The 13,785-nt window shown below is 62.7% G+C and carries 9 protein-coding genes and 1 pseudogene; all 10 read right to left on the bottom strand.

The features are described 5' to 3' along the window. Positions 1-2: 2 nt before the first annotated feature. Positions 3-2,012, bottom strand: coding sequence for a CocE/NonD family hydrolase (locus J3O30_RS23515; protein ID WP_207585175.1), 2,010 nt, complete (start codon positions 2,010-2,012; stop codon positions 3-5). A gap of 21 nt (positions 2,013-2,033) precedes the next feature. After that, positions 2,034-3,664: pseudogene (locus J3O30_RS23510) on the bottom strand (ABC transporter ATP-binding protein). Then, positions 3,657-4,484, bottom strand: a complete 828-nt coding sequence (locus tag J3O30_RS23505) for an ABC transporter permease (protein WP_207584979.1) — start codon at positions 4,482-4,484, stop codon at positions 3,657-3,659. Before J3O30_RS23505 ends, J3O30_RS23510 begins: the two are co-directional and overlap by 8 nt. Next, positions 4,481-5,488 (bottom strand): ABC transporter permease, encoded by a 1,008-nt coding sequence (locus tag J3O30_RS23500; RefSeq protein WP_207584978.1) that lies wholly within the window; start codon positions 5,486-5,488, stop codon positions 4,481-4,483. Before J3O30_RS23500 ends, J3O30_RS23505 begins: the two co-directional genes overlap by 4 nt. A gap of 89 nt (positions 5,489-5,577) precedes the next feature. Then, positions 5,578-7,167 carry an ABC transporter substrate-binding protein gene (locus J3O30_RS23495; RefSeq protein WP_207584977.1) on the bottom strand — a complete coding sequence of 530 codons (1,590 nt, stop codon included), beginning with the start codon at positions 7,165-7,167 and terminating at the stop codon, positions 5,578-5,580. A 118-nt stretch (positions 7,168-7,285) separates the two neighbouring features. Next, positions 7,286-8,068, bottom strand: a complete 783-nt coding sequence (locus J3O30_RS23490; RefSeq protein ID WP_207584976.1) for a carnitinyl-CoA dehydratase — start codon at positions 8,066-8,068, stop codon at positions 7,286-7,288. Positions 8,069-8,074: 6 nt separating this feature from the next. Further along, on the bottom strand, positions 8,075-10,129 hold the full coding sequence (locus J3O30_RS23485; RefSeq protein WP_207584975.1) for an acetate--CoA ligase family protein: 2,055 nt from the start codon (positions 10,127-10,129) through the stop codon (positions 8,075-8,077). Positions 10,130-10,133: 4 nt separating this feature from the next. Beyond that, positions 10,134-11,294, bottom strand: a complete 1,161-nt coding sequence (locus J3O30_RS23480) for an acyl-CoA dehydrogenase family protein (protein WP_207584974.1) — start codon at positions 11,292-11,294, stop codon at positions 10,134-10,136. A gap of 9 nt (positions 11,295-11,303) precedes the next feature. After that, entirely contained in the window at positions 11,304-12,794 is a 1,491-nt protein-coding gene (locus J3O30_RS23475; protein ID WP_207584973.1) for a carnitine 3-dehydrogenase, read from the bottom strand. Between the two features lie 7 nt (positions 12,795-12,801). Further along, positions 12,802-13,704 carry a 3-keto-5-aminohexanoate cleavage protein gene (locus J3O30_RS23470; RefSeq protein WP_207584972.1) on the bottom strand — a complete coding sequence of 301 codons (903 nt, stop codon included), beginning with the start codon at positions 13,702-13,704 and terminating at the stop codon, positions 12,802-12,804. Between the last annotated feature and the right edge of the window lie 81 nt (positions 13,705-13,785).

Below are 13,785 nucleotides of genomic sequence, written 5' to 3'. Positions count from 1 at the left end.
GATCACATCAGGTCGCGTCGGATCCGCTTTTCCGCAAAGACCTTTTCGAAGATCTGCACGTCGTCCTCGAAAGCGGTGACGACGGCGCTGATGATCCAATCGGTCGCAGTGCAGGCAATCCGCGCCGTTGAGACTGTGCGGACGAACCAGCCGGGGCGGCGCATGTCGCAGGTCCAGGTCGATGTTCCTGTCATCGACAGCGGATCATCCGGTGAAATCGACCAGACTTCCTCGCGCAATTGCCGGGTTGACAGGCCCGTCTGCGGATGTTCGTGGAGCCCGGTATCCTCGTGGATGCGATAATCCGTCCGGTTGGCAGACAGGTCGCGGACGACCTGCCGTTTCGTCGCAGCCGCCGCATGTTCAATATATTTTGGCAGAGGATCGGGATTGGCCGGTTCCTCGATTTCAATCCTGCGATGGTCGCCGAGCACCGGCAGCCCCAGGCCGAGCGATGCCATATCGATCTCTACCCCTTCATCCTCAGGCGGCGGAAGGATCATCGGCCAATAGGCCGTCGAAAGCGAAAGACGGATGCGATGCCCCTTGCGGAAGCGATAACCGCAGGCGTCGAGCGCGAGCCGGATCGACACTGTCTCGCCTGGAATCAGCGGCTTGGGATCGGCATTGCCGTCACGGTGGGTAAGATTGACAACGCCGAAGGCGACACGCGTTGCCGTGCCATCCGGATGGACGTCGACGAGCCGGGCGCAGAGATTCCCACCCGCCGCGCCGGGACGTAGCGCAAGCGTCAGCACCGGCCGGCCGAGATAGTCGCAATCGCCGGCAAGCGGCATCGTATCGAAAACCAATGAGCCGGCATCGTCCGAGCGCTGATCGATCGCCATTTCGGCATCCGGCTTCAGCGTGAAATATTCACCCGATGCCGTCCCGATGTCGAGCCGAGAGCTCACATAGACGGGATGCTCGGGCGCATGCGGGATCGGCATGCCCTCCGTCAACCTGCCGAATTGCTCGACATAGAAGCATTGCATGTGCGGCGGCGTCCAGACATCCTTGGCGATCCAGAAACCCCGATCACTATCGCGGCGGGGCGCAGGGCGGATGGCATCGAGAATATAGGCGCGGGCCTGCGGCAAGCGGTCGATGCCATTGTCCTCGCCACGCAGCCACTTGTTCCACCAGGCGATCGCTTCGCCATGGAAATCCGTGCGGGGTTTCGGCCAGGCGAAGTGCGGGTATTTATGCACCCAAGGGCCGATCAACGCCTTGGCTTTATCGCCCAAGCCCTCGACCGCCATCAGCGGCGTATTGCGGTAGCCATCCGCCCAGCCGGCGATCACCAGCGTCGGGATCTCGACGCTTGAAAAATCCTCTGCGATCGAGCCGTGACGCCAGAAATCGTCGCGCCGTTGGTGGGCCAGCCACTCCTCCATGAAGAAGGGTTCGCCTGCCAGGCGCTCCAACCACATTTCCTTCCAGCGCTCGCCGACCAGCGCCGGATCGGGCGGGCGCGACTGGTAGCCGAGCATCGTCGCCGCCCAGGAGAGCTGGGCGGAGAGATGGCAGCCGTTCTTGTAGTGGATATCGTCATTGTAGCGGTCGACGGTCGAGGCGAGCGAGATGACGGCTTTCAGCGCCGGCGGGCGCAGAGCTGCGACCTGCAGGCTGTTGAACCCGCCCCAGGAGATGCCCATCATGCCGACCGAGCCGTTCGACCATGGCTGGGCGGCAATCCACGCGATCAGCTCGCAGGCATCGGCGAGCTCACGCTCGGTATATTCGCCATCGATGACGCCATCGGATTCTCCCGATCCCCGGATATCGACGCGCACGCCGGCAATGCCTGCGGCCGCAAACACTGGATAGGTCGACTCGTCCCTGAGGCAGGTTCCATCGCGTTTGCGATAGGGCAGGAATTCGAAGACGGCGGGAACGGGATCCTGCTCCGCGCCGTCGGGCATCCAGATGCGCGCGGCAAGCCGTGTTCCATCCTTTAGCGTGATCCATTCATTTTCGATCGTGGCAAAGCCGCGCGAGCCCATGTTCATTCCTTTCAGTGATCGGCCCATTCAATGGCCGGCGCTCTCCATGCGTCGCGTCGCAAGCACACGTTCCAGCCAGCCGATTTCCATTTCCGGCACGGATTTCAAAAGCAGATCGGTGTAGTCGTCGAAGGGCGGTGAAAGCGCTGTCGATTTCGGGCCGAAGCGCACCAGCCTGCCGCGATGCATCACCGCCACGCTGTCGGCGATTGCCCGGACGATCGCGATGTCGTGGGTGATGAAGACATAGGACAGCTGCTCTTCTTCCTGTAGGCGGAGCAGCAGCTTGAGGATACCCTCCGCCACCAGCGGGTCGAGCGCCGAAGTCGGCTCATCGCAGAGGATGAGTTCGGGCTTGGCGGCAAGGGCTCTGGCGATCGCCACGCGCTGCTTCTGTCCACCGGACAGTTCGGCCGGATAGCGATCGATGAAGCCGTTGCTCATCTCGATCTGGTCGAGCAATTCCTTCACCCGGGCGGTTTTCTCAGCACCTCTCAGACCATAATAGAAGGTCAGCGGGCGGCCGATGATGTCACGGACCGTCTGCCGCGGGTTCATCGCCGTATCAGCCATCTGGTAGATCAGCTGAATGCGCCTGAGGTCGTCGTTCGGCCGGCTCTTGAGGTGGGGCATCAGCGGTTTGCCGCCAAAGACGATGCGGCCGCCGCTTGGCGGCAACAGGCCGGTAATGACGCGCGCCAAGGATGATTTGCCCGAACCGGATTCGCCGACGATGGCGAGCGTCTGCCCCTTCGGCACGTGCAGCGAGACATCATGCAGCACCTTGAAGCCGTTGGAATATTCGGCGCTGACATTTTCCACCTTGAGAAGTGCGGCAGACTGGTCGGCGGCCTCCTCGCGATAGGCCTGCCTGACATTGACGAGCGCGCGCGTATACTCTTCCCGCGGCGCCTCGATGATCTGCTGGACGCTGCCATATTCCACCTGCCTGCCGTGGCGCAGCACCATGATGTCGTCGGATATCTGGGCAACGACGGCAAGGTCGTGGGTGATGTAGAGGGCGGCCGTGTGCGTTTCCTCGATGGCATGTTTGATTGCCGCCAGCACGTCGATCTGCGTGGTGACGTCAAGGGCTGTGGTCGGCTCGTCGAAAACGATGAGTTCGGGGTTGGAACAGAGCGCCATCGCCGTCATCGCCCGCTGCAATTGGCCGCCGGAGACCTGATGGGCGAAGCGCTCACCGAAGGTTTCAGGATTGGGCAGGCCCAAGACCCGGAACAGATAAAGCGCCCGTTTGCGCGCCTCCTCCCTGGTCATCAACCCATGTTTGAGCGACGCTTCGATCACCTGATCGCCAAGCCGGTGCGCCGGATTGAAGGCGGCGGCGGCCGATTGCGCGACGTAGCAGACCCGGGCGCCACGAATTTTTCGGATGCCGTTCTTGCCGAGTGGCAGGATATCGGCGCCGTCGAGCCGTACCTCGCCGCCGGTGATTTCGGCGCCACCCCGGCCATAGGCCAGCGCCGCAAGGCCGATCGTCGACTTGCCGGCGCCCGATTCACCGATCAGGCCCAGAACCTTGCCCTTCTGCAGGTCGAAGGAAACGCCGTCGACGATCGTCACCCGCTTGGGCGGTTCGCCGGGGGATAGCTGGTTGCTTCGATCTTCAGATTGCGAACGGAAAGAAGCTCAGGCATCGCCGCGCCCTCCCTTGAGGCTGGATGTACGTTTCAGGAGCCAGTCGACCACGAGGTTGACGCAGACGGCAAGCACGGCGATCGCCGTGCCCGGCACCAGCGCGGCGGAGATGCCGAAGATGATGCCGTCCTTGTTGTCCTTGACCATGCCGCCCCAATCGGCCGCCGGCGGCTGAATGCCGAGGCCGAGGAAGGAAAGCGTCGAGAGGAACAGGATCGAGAAGGCGAAGCGCAGCCCGAACTCGGCAAGCAGAGGCGACAGCGTGTTCGGCAGGATTTCGCGGAAGATGATCCAGAGCCTGCCTTCGCCGCGTAGCTTGGCCGCCTCGACGAATTCCATCACCGCGACATCGAGCGCCACGGCGCGGCCGAGGCGATAAACGCGGGTGGAATCGAGGATCGCCATCACCAGGATCAGGACGATGATGTTCTGCGGCAGGACCGCAAGAACCACCAGCGCAAAGATCAGCGTCGGGATCGACATCATCAGATCGTTGAAGCGCGAGAACACCGTGTCGATGATGCCGCGCGAAACCGCGGCGGTGAAGCTCAGGATGATACCGAGCGAGAAGGAGATGATGGTGGCCGCGGATGAGACCAGCAGTGTCGTGCGCGCGCCGTAGATCAGCCGCGAGAAGATGTCGCGGCCGAGGTTGTCGAGGCCGAAGATATAGTGATCATCCGGCAGTTGCCAGACGTCGCCGACGACCTGCGTCTCGCCATAGGGGGCGAGCCAAGGTGCAAAGAGCGCAAAGATGAAGGCGATGGCGATGCCGGTGATGCCGATCCAGGCGGTGATGGGGATGTCTCTCAATCTCATCGCGGATGCCTCAGCCGGGGATTGGCGACGATCGCGAGGATATCGGCCGTCATATTGAGGAAGATGTAGACCGCCGCGAAGATCAGGCCGCAGGCTTGCACGACCGGCATGTCGCGCACGGTGACCGCATCGACCATATATTGCCCCATGCCGGGATAGACGAAGACCACTTCGACAACGACGACGCCGACGACGAGATAGGCGAGGTTCAGCGCGACGACGTTGATGATCGGCGCCAGCGCATTGGGCGCCGCGTGCTTGACGATCGAGCGGAAGGCGCTGAGGCCTTTCAGCTCGGCGGTCTCCATATAGGCGGAAGACATCACCGAGAGGATGGCGGCCCGCGTCATCCGCATCATGTGGGCGAGCACGACGAGCACCAGGGTGGCCGTCGGTAAGGCGATCGCCTTCAACCGCTCGACGAAGCCCATGCTGTCATAGACCGTCGCCGGAAAGGTGGCGATGCCGAGGTTCACCGCGAAGAAGAGGATGAGCAGATAGCCGATGAAGAATTCCGGCAGCGAGATCGCCGCAAGCGAGATCACATTGATGATCTTGTCCGGCAGCCGGTTGCGGAAATGCACCGAGAACATGCCGAGGCCGACGGCGAGCGGCACTGATATCACCGCGGCGAAACCCGCCAGGAAGAGCGAATTGCCAAGGCGCTTGCCGATCTGCTCGCTCACCGAATTTTTGCTGGCCCAGGATGTGCCGAAGTTCCCTTGAACGGCGTTGCCGAGCCATTCGACGTAGCGCGTCGTGACCGGACGGTTCAGCCCGAGATCCTGACGAATATTGGCGACAGCCTGCGGTGTGGCCGACTGGCCGAGATAGGTGGTGGCAAAATCGCCGGGCAGGGCTTCGAGCCCGCCGAAAATCAGGATGGAAACGGCGAAAAGCAGCACGATGCTGAGCACGAAGCGCTCGAGGATGAGGGCGAGCAGCGGAAAACGCTGCCGGAACCTCAAGCCCGGCAAGATATTGCTCGGGACTGGATTGGTCATGGCGAGGGCCTCTCGTAAAACGTCAGGAGGGACCGCAGGTTTCATCCCGCGGTCCCGGCTTCGTCGGAGATCAAAGGGCGTTGCGCCCCTCAGGCGTCCAGCCAGACGCGGGTTGCGACATAACCGTTCGACATGTCGTTGCCGATGTCGTGGACATAACCCTTCACCTGCTTGGTGGAGGCGTTCACGAAGTCGTTGAACATCGGCAGAATCACCCCGCCTTCGTCGCGCACCATCATCGCCATGGCGCGGTACATGTCCTTGCGCTTGGCTTCATCCAGTTCGGAGCGGGCCTGTAGCAGCAGTTTGTCGAAGTCGGGACGCTTGAACTTGGTGTCGTTCCAATCCGCCGTCGAGAGATAGGCGGTGGAATACATCTGGTCCTGCGTCGGCCGGCCACCCCAGTAGGAGGTCGAGAAGGGCTGGACGTTCCAGACGTTGGTCCAGTAGCCGTCGCCCGGTTCGCGCTTCACCTCGATCTCGATCCCGGCCTTCTTGCAACTTTCCTGATAGAGGACGGCCGCATCGACGCCGCCGGGGAAAGCGACTTCCGAGGTGCGCAAGAGGACCGAGCCGCTATGGCCCGATTTCTTGTAGTGGAAGGCGGCCTTGTCGGGATCGTAAACGCGCTGCTCGATGCCCTCGGGGAATAGCGCATAGGTGCTGTTGATCGGAAAGTCGTTGCCGACCTTGCCGTAACCGCCGAGGATCTTCTGCACCATGGTTTCGCGGTCCATGGCGTATTTGAGGGCCAAGCGCAGGTCGTTATTGTCGAACGGCGCCTTGTCGCAGTGCATGATGAAGACGTAATGGCCGCGGCCGGCGGTCGAGAGGATCTCGACGTTGGGGGCGCGTTTCAAGAGGTTGACCGTCTTCGGGTCGACGCGGTTGATATAGTGCACCTGGCCGGACGACAGGGCCGCGATGCGGGCGGTCGCGTCATTCATGCCGATCACTTCGATCGAATCGACATAACCCCGGTCGCTGCGCCAGTCGTCCTTGTTCTTTTCGAAGGTGGCGCGAACGCCGGCCTCGAAGCTCGTCAGCTTATAGGGACCGGTGCCGATCGAGGCGAGCGGATCGTCGACGCCGCCGTTCGGCTGGATGACCAGATGGTAATCGGACAGCAGCAACGGCATGTCGGCATTGCCTTCGCTCAGCGTCAGCACGAGATTGCCGCCGTCAGCCTTGACCTCCTTGATCGACCCGAGAACACCGAGCGCGCCGGATTCCGACTTTTTATCGGTGTGGCGCTTCAGCGTCGCAACGACGTCGTCGATCGTGAGTTCCTTGCCATCGTGGAACTTGACACCCTTGCGGATCTTGAAGGTCCAGGTCACCGCGTCCTTCGACGGCTCCCAGGATTCGGCGAGCGCCGGTACGGCGGCACCGGTCAGCGGGTCGGATTCGACCAGCATGTCACCCCAGCAGCGGCCGACGCAGAACATGAACTGCGACAGGAATTTCGCCGGATCCTTGGAATCGGTGGCCGCCCCCCCTTCGAGGCCGAGCTTCAGGTGGCCGCCGCGTTTCGGTTCGGCGGCTTCGGCACTCTCGGTGAAGAGCTTGTCGGCGACGGCAAGTGTGATGCCTGCCGCCATGGCGCGTCCCATGAATTCGCGGCGGCTGAGCCCGCCTGCGGTGACGCGGCTTGCGAGAAATTTGGTATAGTCGTTCATTCCCCAGTTCCTTCTTTATTGTGCGTTGACAGAACTTCCGGGCAGATCCGCAGGCGGTTTCCTCTCCGCCTTCGGTGCCCGCATCATGCGGGAAAACATTGCGGTTGCCGCCGCCTCGTTATTGTCCTTTCCAGATAGGGTTTCGCTTCTCGGCGAAGGCCCGCGCGCCTTCCAATTGGTCTTGGCTCGAATAGAGCCTGTCGACCGTTGCAAACTGCCGCTTGGTGACCTTGTTCATGGCAGTCTGGAACGTCGAACCCTCCGCATCGCGCACGATTTCCTTGATGGCCGCATAGACGAGCGGCGGCCCGCTCGCGAGCAGGCGGGCAAGCTCCCAGGCTCTCTCCATCAGCCGCCCGGCTGGCAAGACCTCGTTGACGAAACCCCAGCGATGCGCCTCGTGAACGTCGAGCCAGCGTCCGGTCAAAAGCATGTCCATGGCGATATGGTAGGGAATGCGTTTCGGCAGCTTGATCGAGGCCGCATCGGCAACCGTACCGGAGCGGATTTCCGGCAGCGCGAAGGTCGCATGTTCGGCGGCGATGATCAGGTCGGCTGAGAGCGCGATCTCCAGTCCGCCGCCGCAACAGATGCCGTTGACCGCACAGATGACGGGCTTGTTGAGATCGCGCAGCTCCTGCAGCCCGCCGAAGCCGCCGACGCCATAATCGCCGTCGACCGCATCGCCTGATGCAGCCGCCTTGAGGTCCCAGCCGGCGCAAAAGAACTTCTCGCCCGCGCCCGAGACGATGGCGACACGCAATTCAGAATCGTCGCGGAAATCCCGGAAGATCAATCCCAGGGCACGGCTGGTCGCCAGGTCGATGGCGTTCGCCTTCGGCCGGTCGATGACGACTTCGAGGATGCCGCCGTGATGTCGTACGCGAATTTGGTCGCTCAACCTATGCTACCTCCTCCGCCGTATCAGCGCATCGACTGCTGCAACGCCTTGCCCTTCGGGAAGAACCATCAATGGATTAATGTCCAGTTCCTCCAGCCATGCCGCGTTCGTTACGACAAAATCTGCCGCTGCTGCGATAGCGACGACCGCGGCGTCGAGATCGCCTTTTGGCCGCCCGCGATAGCCATAGATCAATTTTGCAAGTTTGAGACGAGAAATCGCCGCGTAAATCTCGGTTTTCGTCGCGGGAAGCGGAAGAATGACCGAATCCTCAAGCAATTCAACGAGGATTCCTCCCGCTCCGAGCGTGAGCGACAATCCGAAGACAGGGTCGCGGACGGCGCCGACAATGAGCTCGGCGACCGGCGGATCGATCATCTTCTCGACGAGATAACCGGCATTTAGCGGCATGGCCGCCGCCGCGTTCGAAACCGTTTCAACATCCTTAAGGTTGAGCGCGACAGCCCCGGCCTCGGTCTTGTGAGCGATGCCGAGAGCCTTCAGGACGACGGGAAAACCGAGCCGTTCGGCCTGTTCGCCGGCATCGCGGGGAGAAAAAGCCTGCAGCCCCCGGGGAACAGGGAGGCCGCAGGCAGCAAGTTCGGTCTTCGCATCGGCTTCCGTCAGCGTCTCGATCTCGCCGCCCAAGCACGACACGTTGAGCAGCGGCAGGGCAGGTGGTGCTCCCCAAGCTTGGCCGATGCCGGCCGCGACTTCCACAGCGGTGATGGTTTCGTCGATGCCTGAGAAGGCAATGATTCCATTTGCCATCAGTCGATTGGCGATCGGCTCGGGCATATTTTCCGGAAGTGTCGCCAGAATACCGGCCAGCGCGCCGGTGGCGGAGGCGGCAGTGATGACCGCGTCGGCCGTCATCGCCCATTCGGAGGCATCGCAGCGGTCACCGCGCGGGAAGTCGAGGACCACGAGATTGAGGGCATAACCGCCTTCGAACATGGCGCTGAAGGCTTCGGTTTGGCGCGCGAGATCACCCCAGACGAAGGTGTGGTAGTCGAGCGGATTGGAAAGCGTCACCATCTCGCCGAGGACCCGCCGCAGACGCGGTAATTGTTGCGGCCGCAGGGGTGGGAATTCGACATTGCGGCCGACGGCGGCATCGGCCATCAGCGAAGCCTCGCCGCCCGAGCAGCTCATCGACGAGATCGAACGGCTTGCGAGCGGGCCGGCGACATGCAGCAGCTTCAGGATTTCCAACAGCGCCGGCAAGCTCTGGACGCGGCCGAGGCCGAGACGAGCGAGTACGGCGTCTGCCACGGCATCGCTGCCGGCAAGCGAGGCAGTGTGCGACACCGCCGCGCGTTTTGCCTGCTCGGACCTGCCGACCTTCAGCACGACCACCGGCTTCCTCGATCGGCGGGCAGCGGCAGCCAAGTGTTCCAGGGAAGCAAGATCGCCGAAACCTTCGACATGGAGGCCGACCGCCGTGACGCGCGGATCGTCGATCAGCGCGCAGGCGATATCGGCAAGCGATGTCTGCGCCTGATTGCCGGCCGTGACCACATAGGCGATCGGCAGCCCACGGGTCTGCATGGTCAGGTTGATGGCGATATTGGAGGATTGCGTGAGGATCGCCACACCCCGTTCGATCCGCTGCATGCCGTGCTGATCGGGCCACAGCAGCGCGCCGTCGAGACCGTTGATCAGCCCGTAGCAGTTCGGCCCGAGGATCGGCATATCGCCAGCCGCTTCCAGCAGGGCTTGCTGCAGCTCGGCGCCGTCGCCGAGTTCGCCGGTCGCCTCGCTGAAGCCGGAGGCATAACAGACCGCGCCGCCGGCACCGGCCGCAGAAAGGCTGCGCACGATCTCGACGGTCAGCGTCCTGTTGACGCCGACGAAGGCGGCGTCCGGCGCCGACGGCAGATCGGAGACCGAGCGATAGCAGGCCCGTCCAAGCACCTCGTCGAGTTTGGGATGGACGGGCCAGATCTTGCCTGAAAAGCCCATGCGGTCGCACTGCTCGATCACCCTGCGCGCCTCACGGCCGCCGAAGACGGCGATCGTTTGCGGTCTAAGCAGGCGGTCGAGAGGGCTCGCTGTCATCGGCTCATGCTCCCAGAGGCCGAAGCAGGTCGCGGCTGATGATATGCCGCTGGATTTCCGATGTGCCGTCCCAGATGCGCTCGACGCGGGCATCGCGCCAGAAGCGGGCAAGCGGCAGATCGTCCATCAGCCCCATGCCGCCGAAGATCTGGATCGCCTCATCCGTCACCCTCGCCAGCATTTCGGAGGCGTAGAGCTTGGCCGAAGCGATCTGCCGGTCGGCCGACAGGCCGGCATCGAGCCGCCAGGCGGCTGAAAGCGTCAGCCATTCGGCCGCGTCGATCTCGGTGATCATATCGGCGAGCTTGAACGACACGCCCTGATTGGCGCCGATCGGCCTGCCGAACTGTTTGCGCTCGGCGGCATAGGGCAGGGCCATCTCGAAGACACGCCGCGCCCGGCCGACGCAGGTGGCGGCAACCGTCAGCCGCGTGCCGTAAAGCCATTGATTGGCAATATCGAAGCCGCGATGCACCTCGCCCAACACTTGGGCTTCGGGGATGCGGCAATCTGCGAAGTTGAGCGTCGAGTTGTGGTAGCCGCGATGCGAAACGGAATCGTAGCCCTTCAGGATTTCAAACCCCGGCGTGCCGCGGTCCACCAGGAAAGCGGTGATCTTCTTCTTGATGCCCTTCGGCGTTTCCTCTTCGCCCGTCGCGGCAAAGACGATCACGAAATCGGCGACGTCGGCATGGGAGATGAAATGTTTCGTGCCGTTCAAGACGAAATCGCCGCCGTCGCGGCGGGCAGCACACTTCATGCCGCGCATATCAGAGCCGGCGTCCGGCTCGGTGATGGCAAGCGCGTCGATCTTCTCGCCACGCACCGCGGGCAGCAGGTAACGCTCGCGCTGCTCGCCCTCGCAGGCCATCAGAATGCCCGAGGGCCGACCGAAAAAAACCGTCAGCCCGAGCGAGCCGCGCCCGAGCTCGCGCTCGACCAGCGTGAAGGTGACATGGTCGATGCCGGCGCCGCCGACCTCCTCGGGGAAATTGCAGGCGTAGAAGCCGAGATCGACGCATTTGCGCTGGATATCGCGGCCGAGTTCCGGCGGGACGATGCCGGTCCGCTCGACCTCGTTCTCATGCGGATAGATTTCGGTTTCAACGAAGGTGCGGACCGTCTCGACGATCATTTCCTGTTCTTGGCTGAGACCGAAATCCATGTTGATCCTCTAGCGCTTCTGGCCGATGTGGCGGCCGACGCCTTCAGGCAGCGCCAACGCCGCATGGGCGTTCGCGATCGCCTTCGCCTTGTCGAGCAGGGCGGCCGGCGCTGGCACAGCCTTGCCGGCCTTGCTGTCGACGTGCAGCAGCATGTGCTCGGCGGTTGCCAGAGCTTCGTCCGTCGCCGTGTCGTAGAGAGTATGGAAGAGATGCAGCCGCTTTTCGTCGACGGACAGAATCCGGCAGGTCGCATGGATTGCCTGGCCGAGCTTCGCCTCGCCGAGATGACGGATGTGGGTTTCCACCGTGTAATAGCTCTGCCCCGCCTCGACATAAGCGAGATCGACGCCGATGAGGCGCAGCAATGCGTCGGAGGTGTCGCCGAAAACCTGGAGGTAGCGGTGCTCGGTCATATGGCCGTTATAGTCGACCCAGGCGGGGCTGACTTTTGCCTCGATGAGCCGCAGCGGTTTCGATGGGTCGAAAGACGCGGTCGCACCGCCGCCTTCTGCCCAGAGCGATTGCTCGAAATCCTTCAGCAGCTTGCCGGCGCCCCAGCCCTTGCCGCCATCGCCGCCTTTCAGCGCCTGCAGGACGCCGACGAGGTTTTCGTCGCGGATGCGTTCGAGTTCGCGGATCGAGAGACCGGCCGCCTGTTCGTCGGATTGCCGGCCGATCTTTTCGATCAGTGCATCGTCGAGATCGACGACATCGGTGAGCTTGGTCCAGGGCCAGGCAAGGCAGGGACCGAACTGGGCGAGGAAGTGGCGCATCCCGGCCTCGCCGCCGGCGATGCGGTAGGTCTGGAACAGACCCATCTGCGCCCAGCGTAGGCCGAAGGAATAGCGGATGACGTCGTCGAGCGTCTCGACGGTGCAGATATCGTCGTGGATGAGCCACAAGGCCTCGCGCCAGAGTGCTTCGAGCAGCCGGTCGCCGACGAAGGCCTCGATCTCCTTGGCGATATGAACGCCCTTCATGCCGATCGGGACCAGTTTTTCCATCGCCGCATGGATGGTCGCCGCCGAGGTCTTCTCTCCGCCGACGATTTCGACGAGCGGCAGCAGATAGACGGGATTATAAGGGTGAGCGACGAACAGGCGTTCGGGATGCTTCATGTCGCGCTGCAGATCGGTTGGCAGCAGCCCTGACGTGGAAGAGCCGATCAGCGCATCCGGACGCGCTACGGCATCGATCTCGGTCAGCACGCGGCGCTTGAGATCGAGCCTTTCCGGCACACTTTCCTGGATCCAGTCCGCATCTGTGACGGCTTCCTCTAGCGTCTTGGTGAAGCTAAGCCTGCCGCGCGGCGGCAGCGGTGCGCCGGTTAGCATGGCATAGGCTCTTTCGGCATTGGCGATCACCTCGCCGACGATGCGGCCCGCTTCCGGATGCGGGTCGAACACATCAACGTCGATGCCGGCCAGCAGGAAACGGGCGATCCACCCGCCGCCGATGACGCCGCCGCCGATACAAGCCGCCTTGCTGATCCTTGTCATGCCGTCCTCAGCGCTTCGTCAGTTTGAGTTTCTTGCGCACGTCTTCCGGGCCGATGATCCGCGCCCCCATGCCTTCGACCACCTGCACGGCCTTTTCGACGAGCTGCGCATTGGTGGCGAGCTGGCCCTTGCCGACGAAGAGGTTGTCTTCCAGGCCGACGCGCACATTGCCGCCGGCAAGAACCGCTGCCGCCGGGTAGGCCATGGCGTTGCGGCCAATCGAGAAGGCCGAGAAGGTCCAGCTATCGGGCACGTTGTTGACCATCGCCATGAAGGTATTGAGATCGTCGGGCGCGCCCCACGGAATGCCCATGCAGAGCTGGATCAGCACCGGGTCTTCGATGAGGCCTTCCTCGGCAAGCTGTTTGGCGAACCAGAGATGGCCGGTGTCGAAAGCTTCGATCTCCGGCCGCACGCCGAGATCCGTCATCTTCTTCGCCATCGCCCGCAGCATGGCAGGCGTGTTGGTCATGACATAGTCGCCAAGGTTGAAATTCATGGTGCCGCAGTCGAGCGTGCAGATCTCCGGCAGGCATTCGGCGACATGGCTGACGCGCTCGGTGGCCCCTGCCATATCCGTGCCCTTCGGATTGAGGGGAAGGGGGCTTTCGACATCCCCGAAAATCATATCCCCGCCCATGCCGGCGGTGAGATTGAGGACGACGTCGATATCCGCCGAGCGGATGCGGTCGGTGACTTCCCTATAGAGATCGTTGCGGCGGCTGGCGGCCCCCGTTTCAGGATCGCGGACATGGCAGTGAACAACAGCCGCCCCAGCCTTGGCGGCGTCGATCGCGGAGGCGGCGATCTGCTTGGGAGTAATGGGAACATGGCTGGATCTGGAAATCGTATCGCCGGCGCCGGTGACGGCGCAGGTGATGAAAACATCGCGGTTCATCGCAAGAGGCATGTTTTTTTCTCCCCGTCTTACCAACCATTACGCGGCAGGATCGGCGGAGATGCTTTGCATTCTCGGAACTCAACGATACAT

The organism is Rhizobium sp. NZLR1, assembly GCF_017357385.1.
Lineage (GTDB): Bacteria > Pseudomonadota > Alphaproteobacteria > Rhizobiales > Rhizobiaceae > Rhizobium.
The sequence above is the reverse complement of the archived record's forward strand: the minus strand, read 5'-3'. Positions and strand labels throughout refer to the sequence as shown.